At 62.9% G+C, this 14874-nt stretch carries 8 protein-coding genes and 3 pseudogenes; 6 read left to right on the top strand and 5 right to left on the bottom strand.

The features are described from left to right. Window positions 1-42 precede the first annotated feature (42 nt). The 3 genes from RFM98_RS03045 (at window position 43) to RFM98_RS03035 (ending at window position 4131) form a co-directional block, all read left to right on the top strand. The gene (locus RFM98_RS03045; protein ID WP_320307433.1) at window positions 43-2367 is read left to right on the top strand and encodes an NADP-dependent malic enzyme; all 2325 of its coding nucleotides are present in this window, start codon (window positions 43-45) and stop codon (window positions 2365-2367) included. 79 nt (window positions 2368-2446) lie between these two features. Continuing rightward, window positions 2447-2857 (top strand): MAPEG family protein, encoded by a 411-nt coding sequence (locus tag RFM98_RS03040; protein ID WP_320213528.1) that lies wholly within the window; start codon window positions 2447-2449, stop codon window positions 2855-2857. 50 nt (window positions 2858-2907) lie between these two features. Further along, window positions 2908-4131: a DUF2865 domain-containing protein gene (locus RFM98_RS03035; protein ID WP_320307432.1), complete on the top strand. Its 1224-nt coding sequence runs from the start codon at window positions 2908-2910 to the stop codon at window positions 4129-4131. Here RFM98_RS03035 and RFM98_RS03030 read toward each other — a convergent pair. Continuing rightward, window positions 4049-5422, bottom strand: a complete 1374-nt coding sequence (locus tag RFM98_RS03030; protein ID WP_320307431.1) for a glutamate--tRNA ligase — start codon at window positions 5420-5422, stop codon at window positions 4049-4051. The genes RFM98_RS03035 and RFM98_RS03030 overlap by 83 nt on opposite strands. 710 nt (window positions 5423-6132) lie before the next feature. Here RFM98_RS03030 and RFM98_RS03025 point away from each other — a divergent pair. The 3 genes and pseudogenes from RFM98_RS03025 (at window position 6133) to RFM98_RS03015 (ending at window position 11433) form a co-directional block, all read left to right on the top strand. Beyond that, window positions 6133-9909: a vitamin B12-dependent ribonucleotide reductase gene (locus RFM98_RS03025; protein ID WP_320307430.1), complete on the top strand. Its 3777-nt coding sequence runs from the start codon at window positions 6133-6135 to the stop codon at window positions 9907-9909. A gap of 305 nt (window positions 9910-10214) precedes the next feature. Next, the gene (locus tag RFM98_RS03020) at window positions 10215-10952 is read left to right on the top strand and encodes a hypothetical protein (protein ID WP_320307429.1); all 738 of its coding nucleotides are present in this window, start codon (window positions 10215-10217) and stop codon (window positions 10950-10952) included. 110 nt (window positions 10953-11062) lie between these two features. After that, a pseudogene (locus RFM98_RS03015) lies at window positions 11063-11433 on the top strand (VOC family protein). Window positions 11434-11797: 364 nt separating this feature from the next. On the opposite strand, the pseudogene RFM98_RS03010 reads toward RFM98_RS03015, so the two are convergent. The 4 genes and pseudogenes from RFM98_RS03010 to RFM98_RS03000 form a co-directional block, all read right to left on the bottom strand. After that, window positions 11798-12655: pseudogene (locus RFM98_RS03010) on the bottom strand (glycoside hydrolase family 25 protein); the annotation flags it as partial. 122 nt (window positions 12656-12777) lie between these two features. Next, a pseudogene (locus RFM98_RS31320) lies at window positions 12778-12916 on the bottom strand (glycoside hydrolase family 25 protein); the annotation flags it as partial. 153 nt (window positions 12917-13069) lie between these two features. Continuing rightward, window positions 13070-13855: a phosphodiester glycosidase family protein gene (locus tag RFM98_RS03005; protein ID WP_320307427.1), complete on the bottom strand. Its 786-nt coding sequence runs from the start codon at window positions 13853-13855 to the stop codon at window positions 13070-13072. 48 nt (window positions 13856-13903) lie between these two features. Next, the gene (locus tag RFM98_RS03000; RefSeq protein ID WP_320307426.1) at window positions 13904-14776 is read right to left on the bottom strand and encodes an undecaprenyl-diphosphate phosphatase; all 873 of its coding nucleotides are present in this window, start codon (window positions 14774-14776) and stop codon (window positions 13904-13906) included. Window positions 14777-14874: the final 98 nt, after the last annotated feature.

Genomic DNA, 14874 nt, shown 5'->3' with positions numbered 1-14874 from the left:
CATGCTAAAAGGCTCCAAAGCAGTATCGCAGGGAGGGCCGCAATGGACGGCGAGAGCAAGAAAACGGCCCGGTCGGACCTCGACGAGGCCGCCCTCTTCTTCCACAAGCACCCGACACCGGGAAAGCTCGAAATCCAGGCGACGAAGCCGCTCGGCAATCAGCGCGATCTGGCGCTTGCCTATTCGCCGGGCGTTGCGGCGCCCTGCCTCGAGATCCGTGACGATCCGGCAACCGCCGCCGATTACACCGCGCGCGCCAATCTGGTCGGCGTCGTCTCCAACGGCTCCGCCGTGCTTGGGCTCGGCAATATCGGACCGCTCGCCTCCAAGCCGGTGATGGAAGGCAAGGCGGTGCTGTTCAAGAAATTCGCCGGCATCGACGTCTTCGACATCGAGATCGACGCGCCCGAAATCGAGCGGATGGTCGAAACCGTTGCCGCATTGGAGCCGACCTTCGGCGGCATCAACCTGGAGGACATCAAGGCGCCGGAATGTTTCGAGGTCGAGGAGCGGCTGAAGGCCCGCATGGGCATTCCGGTTTTCCATGACGACCAGCACGGCACGGCCATCATCGTCGCCGCAGCGGTGCTCAACGGACTGGAACTGGCCGGCAAGGCGATTTCCGACATCAAGATCGTCACCTCCGGCGCGGGTGCCGCGGCACTTGCCTGTCTCAACCTTTTGGTCTCGCTGGGCGCCAGGGTCGAGAACATCTGGGTCACCGACCGTTTCGGCGTCGCCCACAAGGGCCGCGTCGAGGAGATGGATCGCTGGAAAGACCCCTATGTGAAGGATACGGAGGCGCGCACGCTGGCCGACGTCATTCCCGGCGCCGACGTCTTCCTCGGCCTTTCCGCCGCCGGCGTGCTGAAGCCGGAGCTCCTGCAGCACATGGCGCCGAACCCGCTGATCCTGGCTTTGGCCAATCCCAATCCCGAGATCATGCCGGAAGTGGCAAGGGCGGCGCGCCCGGACGCCATGATCTGCACCGGACGCTCGGATTTTCCCAATCAAGTCAACAACGTGCTGTGCTTTCCTTACATCTTCCGCGGCGCGCTCGATTGCGGCGCCAGCGCCATCAACGAGAAGATGAAGATGGCCGCGGTGCGGGCGATCGCCGCCCTTGCCCGCGAAGAACCGTCGGATGTCGCGGCGCGCGCCTATTCCGGCGAGACGCCGATGTTCGGTCCCGATTTCCTGATCCCTTCGCCCTTCGATCCGCGCCTCATCCTGCGCATCGCGCCGGCGGTGGCGAAGGCTGCTTGCGACACCGGCGTCGCGACGCGACCGATTGCCGACTTTGCCGCCTATATCGACAAGCTCAACCGCTTCGTCTTCCGCTCCGGCCTTGTGATGAAGCCGGTGTTCTCCTCCGCCAAGGCTTCCAATGCCAAGCGCGTCATCTATGCCGACGGCGAAGACGAGCGCGTGCTGCGCGCCGCGCAGGTGGTGCTGGAGGAAGGCATCGCCGAACCGACCCTGATCGGCCGCCCGCATGTCATCGAAGTCAGGCTGAAGCGTTACGGGCTGCGCATCCGGCCGGGCGTCGATTTCGCATTGATCAATCCGGAAGACGATCCGCGCTACCGCCACTATGTCGACCTCCTGATCGAACTTGCCGGCCGGCGCGGCATCACGACGGAAGCCGCCCGCACCATGGTGCGCACCGACAACACGGTGATCGCGGCGCTTGCGCTGAAGCGCGGCGACGCGGACGCCATGGTCTGCGGCCTCGAAGGCCGCTTCGAGCGGCATCTGCGCAACGTGACGCTGATCATCGGCCCCCGCGCGGGCATCCAGGACCGGGACCTGTCGACGCTGTCGATGCTGATCTCGCAGCGCGGCATCATCTTCCTCACCGACACGCACGTCTCGGTCGACCCGACGGCGGAGGAGATTGCCGAAATGACGGTGCTGGCGGCGGAAGAGATCCAGCGCTTCGGCATCGAGCCGAAGGCGGCACTGTTGTCGCATTCGGATTTCGGCTCGCGCGATTCTCCGAGCGCGCTGAAAATGCGCCGCGCGGCCGAAATCCTCGGCCGCATCGCGCCTCAATTGCAGTGCGACGGCGAGATGCATGCCGACACCGCGCTGTCGGAGCATCTGCGCCAGCGCGTCTATCCCCATTCCAGGCTGAAGGGCGAAGCCAATCTGCTGGTCTTCCCGAATCTCGATTCGGCCAACATCACGCTGACGGCGCTGCGCACCATGATGGATGCGCTGCATGTCGGGCCGATCCTGCTCGGCACCGACAAGCCGGCGCACATATTGACGCCGTCGGTGACCTCGCGCGGCGTCGTCAACATGACCGCGCTTGCCGTCGTCGAGGCGGCGCACAAGGCGCAGGCGCTGGTCGATCTGGGCTGAGGACGACTCTGGCCGAAAACACCGATGGTGCTTCATTGCAAGTTGGTGGCGTCGATCGAATGGGCAGGTACGAGGTTGAATGAGCTTCGAACTAGCCATGCTCGCCGCAAGTTGCGTGCTTTGTTTCATTCACATAGTTCTCGCTTCGCATTCGGCGAGCTTGCAGCGAGGTTACCGCTGGACGGCCAGCGCCCGAGACGCGGAGGTCCCTCCGCTCACAGGGATGGCGGGGCGCCTGGAAAGGGCACTGCGAAACTTCGTCGAGACATTTCCGGTGTTCGTGGCGGCGGTTTTTCTTGTCCACGCGGCTGGCCACGAGACCGCGCTCAGCAAGTGGGGAGCCGGGCTCTATTTTTCGGCCAGGCTGGTCTATCTTCCGCTCTATGCATTCGGCGTTCCCTTGGTTCGCTCACTCGTTTGGAACGTTGCGTTTGTTGGAATCGCCATGCTTTTGCTGGCATCGGTGTGGCCTTTACTAGGGAACAGTTAACCACGAACGCGGTAGCCTTCCGGCCACGGGCAGTCGGGGATTCCAGGCGGATGAAAGGGTTGAAGCTGACGCATCTCACGGCGCTGCTTGCAGCGTTGGCGGCGTCGGCTGGCGCGTTGACCGAATCCCAGGCGGCCTCGCGCATCTGCCGGCAGCTCGAAGCCGAACTCGCCGCCGCACGCGGTGGTGGTGGAGGCCCCGGCCTCGTCCGCAAATATGACGACGCCATCGCTCGCCAGCGCGAGCAGCTTGCCAAGGCCCGCAGCCGGGCGAGCGATGCCAGCTGTGGCTTCACGCTGTTTTCGCGCAATGTCAGCCAATGCGCGGCAATCAATGCCTCGATCCAGCGCATGAACGCCAATCTCGACACCCTTCAGGCCAAGCGCGAGCGCCTGGCCGCCGGCGGCACGCGGCGCGACCGCAGCCGCATCCTGGCGGCGCTCGATGCCAATGACTGCCGCGACGATGAGATCGCGCCGCGCCGCGCCCCGCTTCAGGAGGCCGCGCGCGACGATGGCGGCGGCAATCTTTTCGAGCAGCTTTTCGGCCGCCAGGATCAGCAGCTCGAAACGCCCGACGCCCCCGATATGCCGGACTCGGCGGACGTGCCGCTCGATGATCCGAGCGCACGCAACTTCCGGCGCGTCATCAACCAGCCGGACGGCATGGACCTGCCCAGGTTGGGCGGCGAGTTCCGCACGATGTGCGTGCGCACCTGCGACGGCTACTTCTTCCCGATGTCCAACGCCGCCTCCGTCGGCGACTTCGAGCGCGACCAGAAGAACTGCGAATCGAGCTGCCCCGGCACCGAGATGCAGGTCTTCTATACGCGCGGCATGGATGACGACGCCGGCAACATGACCTCCTCGGTGACCGGCCACCCCTACAGCGAGCTGCCGACCGCGTATCTCTACAAGCAGCCCAATTTCTCGCGCCCGCCCACCTGCGGCTGCAACGCGCAGGCCGGCAACTTCACGATCATCGGCGGCAACCCGCCCAATCCCGAACAGTCGCAGCCGGAGAACGAGGCAGCGCCCTTCATTCCGGTGCCGGCGACCAAGCCCGATCCTGGCGCCGATCCGGAAACACTCGCCAATGCCCAAGGCGGGCTCGACAAGGAGGCGATCAAGCGGCTGACCACCAAGGTGCCGGTGTCGCCGGTCTCGGCGCTGCCGCCGGATCAGCGCAAGGTCAGGGTCGTCGGGCCAGCGTTCCTTCCCGACCCATCAGCGGCAATAGATCTGAAAGCTCCGGCCCCGAAGTCCGCCCAGTAAGCGCTAGCCGCAGCGGCATGAAAAGCGGCTTGCCCTTGCGTCCGGTGGCTTCCCTGATCTTGCCGGTCCAGTCCTTCCACATCGTGCCGTTCCACGGTTCCTCCGGCAGCAGCTCGAATGCCTGATGGAGGAAATCGCGGTCCTCGCCGGAAAACTCGGCCGGCTCCTGTGGACCATCGTTCAGGATTCGCCACCAGGCGAGCGCGTCCGACAGACGGTCGAGATTGCCGCGCACGGCAAGCCAGAACGGCTCGGCCTTGTCGCCGGAAATACCGAGCACGATCAGCCGGTCGCGTGCTTCCTCGAACGACATGTGATGCATCAGCGTGCGGTTGAGCACGAAGAGCTCGTCCGGATCGAACTTGGAGGCGGATTTGGAGGTTGCCGCCGGGTCGAAATGGCCGGCAAGCTCAGCGAGGTCGTGCGCGGCGGTGACATTTTCCGACGTACCGACAAGCACGGCCAGCGAGGCGACAGCCATCGGCTCGATGCCGTCCCCGCGCAGGCTTTCGATCGACAGCGCGCCGGTGCGCTTCGACAACCCCTCGCCCGAGACCGTGGTGAGCAGATTGTGGTGGCCGAACACCGGCGGCTCGGCGCCGAGCGCCTTGAAGATAGAGATTTGCACGCCGGTATTGGTGACATGGTCGTCACCGCGGATGACATGGCTGACGCCCATCTCGATGTCGTCGACCACCGAAGGCAGCGTATAGAGATAGGTGCCGTCCTCGCGCACCAGCACAGGATCCGACAGCGAGGCGAGATCGACCGTCTCCTCGCCGCGCACCAGGTCGTCCCATTGCACCTCGGTGCGCTCCGGCTGCAGCGGATCGCTGGTGAAGTTGGGCAGCAGGAAACGCCAGTGCGGCTTGCGTCCGTCCGACTGGTATTCGGCCACCTGCTCCGGCGTCAGCGTCAGCGCTTCGCGACCATAGACCGGCGGCAGGCCGCGCGTGCGGCGCACCTTGCGGCGCAGATCGAGCTCTTCGGGCGTTTCATAGCAGGCATAGAGCACCCGCGCCGCCTTCAGCCGCTCGACCGCCGCGTCGTAGATCTCGAAGCGGCGCGACTGGTACTCGGTGACATCCGGGAAGATGCCAAGCCAATGCAGGTCGTAAAGAATGGAATCGGCGAATTCCTGCCTCGAGCGGGCAACGTCGGTGTCGTCGAAGCGCTGGATGAACCGGCCCTTGTTGTTCATGGCGAAAAGCCAGTTGAACAGCGCGGTGCGCGCATTGCCGATATGGATGCGGCCGGTCGGCGATGGGGCAAAACGTACGGTAACTGTCATGAGCGGGGCGTAGCGGATGCTTTTGGTGTTGACAAGGCGCGCCCCCGCGCGAACGCAACAGATAGTGCAAGCCAGCTAAAATGAAAAGCCGCCGACTGCCTTGGCTTCGCGGCAGGCTGACAAACCGCGTCAAGTGCCTGCAGAGCCGGGCTTCGCATGTCCCCGTTATCCACATATGTGACACACAAGATGTTGGGGTCACAAAAGCTACGCAAACGAATCCTTGACGGGTCGGAACGAGTCGCTTTTTATAGGCCATGCGCTCCTGTTGCGGGCGCGACCGGAGAGTTTTAGGGCCGGTCTTTTTCCCGGATTTTGTGCGTTTTGCCCGGATTTCCGCCTGTTCACGAGGCCGGCGGAAGCGTTGGGATCGTTAGGGCTTGGGTGGGCGAAAGGGAGAATTGTCGGCCTGGAAAAAATGATCTGTTAACACTATATTTAGTGTTTGCAGGCAGGCTCGACGCTAGATAGTGTGAACCTCCCTCTACGGAGGGAATCGACAAAAGTTTCAGTTTCGAGGGACCCGCGGGTCGGCCTGCAACCTGGGTAAGCGCCTGGAAAGGCGTTTGCTTGTCTGCATGGCTGCGCCCGCGACGAGGAGAGTGTCGGCGTCGCCTGCGATGCCGGCAAACGGCGGACTGCGCTTTTCGCTCAGCGGGGCAGAAATCCCAGGGTAAAGGCGCTATATATAGACAAAAGGGACCGGACCAATGCGCATCGAGCGTCGCTTCACCAAGCCAGAACAGTCTGCCTATGCGGAGATCGAATTCCGCAAGGCCCTGTCGGAGATCAAGAACCCCGACGGCTCAGTGGTGTTCCGCTTGGACAACATCGATGTGCCGGCGCAGTTCAGCCAGGTCGCGGCCGACATCCTGGCGCAGAAATATTTCCGCAAGGCCGGCGTGCCGGCGCGCCTGAAGAAGGTCGAGGAGAACGACGTCCCCTCCTTCCTGTGGCGCTCCGTCGCCGACGAGGCCGAGCTCGCCAAGCTGCCCGAGGCCGAGCGCTACGGTTCCGAAACCGACGCCCGCCAGGTCTTTGACCGACTTGCCGGCACCTGGACCTATTGGGGATACAAGGGCGGTTACTTCAAGTCCGAGGACGACGCGCGCGCCTTCCGCGACGAGCTCGCCTATATGCTGGCCACCCAGCGCGTCGCGCCGAACTCGCCGCAATGGTTCAACACCGGCCTGCACTGGGCCTATGGCATCGACGGTCCGAGCCAGGGCCATTTCTACGTCGACCCCTTCACCGGCAAGCTTACCAAGTCGAAGTCGTCCTACGAGCACCCGCAGCCGCATGCCTGCTTCATCCAGGGCGTGCAGGACGACCTCGTCAACGAGGGCGGCATCATGGATCTGTGGGTGCGTGAGGCGCGCCTGTTCAAATATGGCTCCGGCACCGGCTCGAACTTCTCGATGCTGCGCGGCGAAGGCGAGAAGCTGTCCGGCGGCGGCCGCTCGTCCGGCCTGATGAGCTTCCTCAAGATCGGCGACCGCGCTGCCGGCGCCATCAAGTCGGGCGGCACGACGCGCCGCGCGGCAAAAATGGTCATCGTCGACGCCGACCACCCGGATATCGAGGACTTCATCGACTGGAAGGTCAATGAAGAGCAGAAGGTCGCCTCGCTGGTGACCGGCTCCAAGATCGTCAAGAAGCACCTCGAGGCCATCATGAAGGCCTGCGTCAATTGCGAAGGCCATGATGACGACTGCTTCGACCCGGCGCTGAACACCGCGCTGAAGCGCGAGATCAAGGCTGCCAAGAAAGACGCAGTGCCGGAGAACTACATCTACCGCGTCATCCAGTTCGCCCGCCAGGGCTACACCTCGATGTCGTTCAAGACCTACGACACCGACTGGGATTCGGACGCCTATCTCACCGTCTCCGGCCAGAACTCCAACAACTCGGTGTCGCTGAAGGACAATTTCCTGCGCGCGGTCGAAGCCGATGGCGACTGGCAGCTCACCGCCCGCAAGGACGGCAAGGTGCTGAAGACGCTGAAGGCGCGCGATCTGTGGGAAAAGATCGGCTACGCCGCCTGGGCGTCCGCCGATCCGGGCCTGCACTTCAACACGACGATGAACGACTGGCACACCTGCGCCTCCGCCGGTGCGATCCGGGCCTCCAACCCGTGCTCGGAATACATGTTCCTCGATGACACGGCCTGCAACCTCGCCTCGATCAATCTTCTGCCCTACCGCAACGAAGACGGCACGATCGACATCGCGGCTTACGAGCACACCGTTCGCCTGTGGACCGTCGTGCTCGAAATCTCGGTGATGATGGCGCAGTTCCCGTCGAAGGAGATCGCCAAGCTCTCCTACGACTACCGCACGCTCGGCCTCGGCTACGCCAATATCGGCGGCCTGCTGATGACCTCTGGCATTCCCTATGACTCCGACGAGGGCCGCGCCATCTGCGCCGCGCTCACCGCGATCATGACCGGGATGGCCTACGCCACTTCGGCCGAGATGGCCTCCGAGCTCGGCGCCTTCCCCGACTACGACCGCAACGCGCAGAACATGCTGCGCGTCATGCGCAACCACCGCCGCGCCGCCTATGGCGACAAGGACGGCTACGAAAAACTCGCCGTCAACCCGGTGCCTCTCGTTGCGTCAGACCTCAAGCAGCAGGATTTGGCCACCCACGCCAAGGCCGCCTGGGACCGCGCCATCGAGCTCGGCGAGGAGCATGGCTACCGCAACGCGCAGGCGACCGTCATCGCGCCGACCGGCACGATCGGCCTGGTCATGGATTGCGACACCACCGGCATCGAGCCCGACTTCGCGCTGGTGAAGTTCAAGAAGCTCGCCGGCGGCGGTTACTTCAAGATCATCAACCGCGCCGTGCCGGAAGCGCTGCGCACGCTGGGTTACTCCGAAAGCCAGATCGCCGAGATCGAGGCTTACGCGGTCGGCCACGGCAACCTCAACCAGGCGCCCGGCGTCAACCCCGGCTCGCTGAAGGCCAAGGGCTTCACCGACGAGAAGATCGCGGCGCTCAATGCGGCGCTGAAGTCGGCCTTCGACATCAAGTTCGTGTTCAACCAGTGGACGCTGGGCGCCGACTGGGTGAAGGAGACGCTCGGCTTCACCGACGAGCAGCTCGGCGACATCTCTTTCGAGATGCTGCCGGCGCTCGGCTTCTCCAAGAAGGACATCGACGCCGCCAACATCCATGTCTGCGGTGCCATGACGCTCGAAGGCGCGCCCTTCCTCAAGGCCGAACACCTGCCGGTGTTCGACTGCGCCAGCCCGTGCGGCAAGATCGGCAAGCGCTCACTCTCGATCAACAGCCACATCCTGATGATGGCCGCGGCCCAGCCCTTCATCTCGGGCGCCATCTCCAAGACCATCAACATGCCGAACGAGGCGACGGTCGAGGACGCCAAGAACGCCTACATGCTGTCCTGGAAGCTGGCGCTGAAGGCCAATGCGCTCTATCGCGACGGCTCGAAGCTGTCGCAGCCGCTCAATGCTTCGCTGCTCGCCGATGGCGAGGAGGACGAGGACGAGGCGGTCGAGCAGCTGATCGCGGCGCCCGCCGCGCAGCGTGCGGTGCAGGTGACCGAAAAGATCGTCGAGCGCGTCATCGAGCGGCTCTACCGCGATCGCGAAAAACTGCCGAATCGCCGCAAGGGCTACACCCAGAAAGCCGTCGTCGGCGGCCACAAGGTGTATCTGCGCACCGGCGAGTTCGATGATGGTCGCCTCGGCGAGATCTTCATCGACATGCACAAGGAAGGCGCCGCCTTCCGCGCCATGATGAACAATTTCGCCATCGCCATCTCGCTCGGCCTGCAATATGGCGTGCCGCTCGACGAATATGTCGAGGCCTTCACCTTCACCAAGTTCGAGCCGGCCGGCATGGTGCAGGGCAATGACGCGATCAAGAACGCGACGTCGATCCTCGACTACGTGTTCCGCGAGCTGGCGGTCTCCTATCTCGGCCGCCACGACCTCGCCCATGTCGACCAGTCGGACTTCGACAAGACCGCACTTGGCCGCGGCATCACCGAAGGCAAGGCGACACCCTTCTCCAAGGGCCTCTATCGCGGCGCATCGCCGGTGAAGCTGGTGTCGGGCGTCGGCAGCGAGCCCAAGGGCTTCGGCGGCCCAGCCCCGACCACGACCCCTGCCCGCGCGGCCCCGACCGCCTTCGCCGGCTCCAACGTGCTGGCGCTGAAGCCGGCAAGCGACGAGGCGCTTGCCTACAAGCGCGACTATGAGGAGCGCGCCAGGGAACTGGCCGAGGATATGGTGGAACAGGAAGCCGAAGCCGCCGGCGGCGCCGAGGCGCTCTTCACCGACGCCGCCGCCAACGAGGCCGCCGAGGCGAAGAAGCTCGCCGCGACCAGGCGCCAGCAGTCGCTGCTGCAAGGCTACACCGGCAACGAATGCTCCGAGTGCCACAACTTCACCATGGTGCGGAACGGCACCTGCGAGAAGTGCGACACGTGTGGCTCGACGAGCGGGTGCAGCTGAGAAATCTAAGCCGTAAAACGTAACATGATCGGCCCGGTCGTAGGATCGGGCCGAAATGGCAAAGGGAACAAAAAGGGAAACAGCCTTAAAGATTTTAAATGGCGCGAGTGCGCTCAAAAACACCAAAGCCGACCCTCATCGGATCGGCTTTGGATTACCGCGAAAAGCCGGAGCCCACGCGGGGCGACGAGATCTAGAATCCCATCTCCTGTGACAAGGTTATTATATGGAGATTCTTCTCTCAGAGTCGAGAAGGCACCGTCGCTTTCCGTAACTTAACGACCCTTGAGAAGGATCTCTCTTATATGAAAATCGAGCCACAAATAAGCGCTAACAAGTTAATTGAATATTGTTTCGCGCGATCCACTCGAAGAACTGCGATTATCGAAGATATAATAAAACCAAAAAACTTTCTTCTGGACACACGCTACAACGAAATCGAGCGCGCAATGATGCATTTTATTGAGTCTCACGGACAAGACGACACCCGACTAACACAGCTCGACAAAGCCCTGTTGTCTCGTGAGCCTACAACGTCGCATGATGAGCAAAGGCTGCTCACAGCGCATGATGCAATAGAGCTTTGCCGTACCATGACCTTAGCAACACTGCCTGTCGCCGCAAAGATAGTCGGAATTCCTGATAGCCAGCCGCGTTTCTCTCTTGGTGGCGTCGCTGTTGGTGTTCGACCGACGAACTCCCTTAAGTTGCCGCAGATAGGGAAAAAGTCATCAGCATTCGGTCTGGTTAAACCCTACATCTGCAAAACGCTGCCGCTAACCACAGAAACCTCAGCGCTCCACGGTGCACTCCTACATTGGTATGCCGAGGAGTCGTTCGCTGGTGCCGGTGAACCTCGCCCAGATTTGTGTTTTGTCATTGACGTTTTTGCCCAGAAAATCTTCACCGGACCTCGTAACTACAGCCAACGTCGAAAACTATTGGCAGCTTCGTGCCTTGAGATTGCTGACAGGTGGCAGTCCATAAGGGCCCGACTGATTGCGGACGAGGCGAGAAGCCGAAAGCAGCGGAAAGACAAATAGACCGAGGTCTAAGGACGGGCTACCCTCCCTTCTCTTTGCAATGAGAAGGGAGACTCGGGGGATATAGATGGCCCCGCAGAGGACCAGCTACAAAGGTTTTCGCAATAGTCATGATCGACCACATCACCATCGAAGTGAGTGACCTCGACAAGAGCAAGCTCTTCTACGAAAAGCGTTTGCGCCTTTGGGCTACAGCGTGTCCTTCGGCAAGGAAGCCGTGTTCTGGGCTTTCGATGTCGGCAATGGCTGCCTGTTCGAGATCCAGAGCACCGGCGAGAAGCCGCCGCTCACCCATCTGCATGTCGCCTTCCGGGTAAAGAGCAAGGCCGAGGTCGATGCGTTCTATCGCGCGGCGCTCGAGGCAGGCGCCACCGACAATGGCGCGCCCGGCCCACGTCCGGATTATGCGGAGCATTACTACGCCTGCTTCGTGCTCGATCCCGACGGCTACAACATCGAGGCGATGATCAATGAGGCTTAGTAGGCAACGCCCTACTTCGTCATTCCAGGGCGAAGCAAGGAGCGAAGCGACGCGCGCAGACCCTGGAATCCATGCCGTGACATCAAGGCGTTGCAGCAGTTCAGAATTCTGCACCGTTGCGCCCTACGAAGCAGGTCACGGCATGGATCCTCGGGTCTGCGCGCGTCGCTTCGCTCCTTGCTTCGCCCGTGGATGACGAAGGCGCGCTGCGGCCCAATACTTCAAAGGGACGGCGTTCCCTGGAACACCCTCATCCGGCCCTTCGCAGGCTCAGGGCGTTCGAAGCTCGAAAAGCCAAGCAATTGGCTTTTCGTCCGCTGCGCGGACCACTTCTCACCCCACAAGGGGAGAAGGGAAAATGCGCTCAGTCCGCGTCGGCCACCATCTGCCCGCCGCCGAGCCAGGCGCGCCATTGCCGCTCGTCGCCGTGGAAGACATTGAGGTCGATGCGGCCGCTTACGCCATGCGACAGGCCAGAGCCGGAATATTGCCAGAACAGCCACTTGCGGCCCGGATAGACCTTTGACGGATGTGCGGCCACGGCGCGCAGCCAGAACGGATAATCGAGGAAGGCGCCGCGCAGATTGTCGCGGTAGAAGTCGGGGCTGGTGTAGATGACGGGGCGCTGGCCGTAGTGACGCTCCAGCTTGTCCATGAACACCTGCATCTTCTCCAGCACCTTTTCGCGCGAAGGCCGCCGCTTGCAGGAGGACTCTCCGTTCCACTCGACGTCGATGACCGGCGGCAGCGCACCGTCCATCTTCGGCACGTTGCGGATGAACCAGTCGGCCTGCTCGCCGGCGGTGCGGCACCAGTAGAAGAAATGATAGGCGCCGCGCTTCAGCCCGGCGGCATCGGCGTTGCGCCAGTTCTTCATGAACATCGGATCGAGATGGTCGCCGCCGTCGGTCGCCTTGATGTAGGCGAAGTTGGCGCCCTGGGCGCGCAGCTTCCCCCAGTTGATGTCGCCCTGCCAGCGCGAGACGTCGACGCCGTGCACGGCAAGATGGCGGGGCGAGGCGCGGCCGAAATTGATCGGCTTGGCGTCACGGAACGCGTAGCGGGTGACCGGACCGGCGAGCATCGCGGGTGCCGCGCGCGACAGCCGCTTCGGCGGCGAGACGAGCGCTGCCTCCTGCACCGGCGGCTCGGTGCTGTCCGGGAGACCCTGCGCCGGGAAGTTCACCGTCTCCTCCTCGGCAAGGCCAAATGGGCGCGAGTTATCGTCGTCGGAGCTCGCGTTACTCTCGTCAAGCAGCGGCGCCGGCGGCTTGAAGCGCGAAGCGCCCGACATCGACGCGGTGTCGACGGTTTTTTCCGTCACGGCGGTTCTCACGCCCTTCGACACCGGCGCGCTCGGCCGCACGACCGAGCTCGTCGTCTCGTTGGACGGCATTTGCAAGGCATCGACGCCCGACGTGGACGAGCAGCCGGCAAGGCTAAGCGATGCGAGCACGAAACTGACGACGCCAAAAATCCGCATCTTGACCTGTACGCAAAACAAAAACAGACCGAAGGCAGGAACAGCGCCGCCGGAAACCCCATTCCTAATGAGAAATTACCAACAAAGTTTGAATCAAAATTTACTTTTGGCGCGACCGGATGATTCGCTGCCACGCCGAAAGACGCCTCTCGGCTAGCGCCTGAACACGCCGATCATCGGCCCAAGATTCCAGAAATCGTCGTTGCGGCCGATGCCAGGCGCATAGAGGCTCGAAATGGAGCCGTCGAGGAAGAGCGCGTTCGGGCAGCCGAGCTGGTCGCGGAACAGCCGCGCGAATTCATGGAAGGTGACGACGTCGTCCGAGATCGCGAAGACCGCGACGCCGTCGGCGCGCACGCCCACGCCATCGCGGATCTTTCGCGAGGTGCCGTCGTAACGAAATTTCGGATGCAGCTTGCCGTCGATGACCAGCATCGGCCCGGACTGGGTGGCGTAATCCACGCGCGGCGGACGCTTCAGGTAATCCTTGGTCGCGCGAACCCCGGCCTTGCCGGCGCTGAGATAAAAGATGCCGTTGGGCTGCATGGAGAAATTGCCGGTGCCAGATCCGCTCTTCGCCGGCGTGATCTGTTCGCCGCGCTCGACATAGAGGCCGACCGGCGCGAGGTCCGGATGGTACATGCCGGCATTGATGCCGAAGAGCATGGTGCGTCCCATCGCTTGCTGCGCGCCGCGCAGATTGTGCAGCGATCGGTAGAGGTCGCCATCCTTGTTCTTCCAGAACAACTCTATGGAAAAGTGCTTCGGATCGGTCTCGCAGACCAGATAGGTCGCGCTCTCGAAAACCTGGTTGCGGCAAGGCGGCAGCGCGGCCAGCCATTGGCCAAGGCCCATACCGGCGCCAACGGCGGCAGGCACCGCCGACTTCACCAGCGTGGCCAGCAAGGGCACAGATTGCAGCAGTGTCACAAGATCCATCAGCGCACCCGAGGGTCAGCGTCGATATAGCGGATAGGGCCGAGACCTCTAGGTGAGCCAGCCGGTGGCGACGCCGATCAGCAGCACCACGCCAAGCAACCCGCGATAGATCACGAACGGCCAGGCGGAGAAGCGCTCGAGCACACGCATCAGCCCCCATATCGCGAAGAAAGCCGAGATCGATGCAACGATAAGGCCGACGGCCAGGATCGACCAGCCATGCGCGTCGAGATGCACCTTGTGCAGTTCCCAAAGCTCCTTGAGGCCGGCCAGCGCAATGGCGGGCAAGCCAAGCAGGAATGACAGGCGCGCTGCCTCGGGCCGGGCGAAGCCCAGCCCCATCGCCGCCGTCAGCGTCGAGCCCGAGCGCGAGACGCCGGGTATAAGCGCGCCGACCTGGGCGACGCCGACCAGCAGCGCGTCGAGGATCGACGCCTGCCGCAGCAACAGCTTGTGGCTGGCGAAGATTTCGGCGAGGGCCAAAAGGATCGCCATGGCGATACAGGCCAAGCCGATGACAGTCAGGCCGCGCAATGGCGAATTGCAGGCGTTGAGCACGCCGGAAAGCGCCAGGCCGGCAATGACGATCGGGACGGTGGCAAGCACGATGCTGATCGCGAGACGCAAATAGCGGTCGCCGAAATCGCGGCGCGAGATCGCCGAAAGCGATCCGAACACCACGTCCCTGACATCGCTCCAGAAATAGCTGATCACCGCCGCCAGCGCCGCCAGCTGCATGGCGGCGGAGAAGGCCGAACCCGGGTCCTGCCAGCCGAGCACGGCCGGCACGATGCGCATATGAGCCGTCGACGAGATCGGCAGCAATTCGGTGATGCCTTGCACGATGCCCAGAAATGCCACCTTGGCATAACCCAGGCCGACAAAGCCGGTATCCAGTCCTTGAGTGCAGACGTCGGTCATCTCAACCCTTTTCCCAGCGCCCCGGTGGTCGGAGGCAAAAGTGAATCGTCATTCGAAAAGCCTTCGAGGACAGGCTTAGCCTCACGATAGCGTGATTC

Origin of the sequence: Mesorhizobium australafricanum, from assembly GCF_033977265.1 — a bacterium.
Taxonomy (GTDB): Bacteria; Pseudomonadota; Alphaproteobacteria; order Rhizobiales; family Rhizobiaceae; genus Mesorhizobium; species Mesorhizobium australafricanum.
The sequence above is the reverse complement of the archived record's forward strand: the minus strand, read 5'-3'. Positions and strand labels throughout refer to the sequence as shown.

What these genes read in the sequence shown, in the direction of transcription:
- RFM98_RS03045 (WP_320307433.1), top strand. Translation starts at nt 43, where the DNA reads ATGGACGGCGAGAGCAAGAAAACGGCCCGGTCGGACCTCGACGAGGCC.
- RFM98_RS03040 (WP_320213528.1), top strand. Translation starts at nt 2,447, where the DNA reads ATGAGCTTCGAACTAGCCATGCTCGCCGCAAGTTGCGTGCTTTGTTTC.
- RFM98_RS03035 (WP_320307432.1), top strand. Translation starts at nt 2,908, where the DNA reads ATGAAAGGGTTGAAGCTGACGCATCTCACGGCGCTGCTTGCAGCGTTG.
- RFM98_RS03030 (WP_320307431.1), bottom strand. Translation starts at nt 5,422, where the DNA reads ATGACAGTTACCGTACGTTTTGCCCCATCGCCGACCGGCCGCATCCAT.
- RFM98_RS03025 (WP_320307430.1), top strand. Translation starts at nt 6,133, where the DNA reads ATGCGCATCGAGCGTCGCTTCACCAAGCCAGAACAGTCTGCCTATGCG.
- RFM98_RS03020 (WP_320307429.1), top strand. Translation starts at nt 10,215, where the DNA reads ATGAAAATCGAGCCACAAATAAGCGCTAACAAGTTAATTGAATATTGT.
- RFM98_RS03005 (WP_320307427.1), bottom strand. Translation starts at nt 13,855, where the DNA reads ATGGATCTTGTGACACTGCTGCAATCTGTGCCCTTGCTGGCCACGCTG.
- RFM98_RS03000 (WP_320307426.1), bottom strand. Translation starts at nt 14,776, where the DNA reads ATGACCGACGTCTGCACTCAAGGACTGGATACCGGCTTTGTCGGCCTG.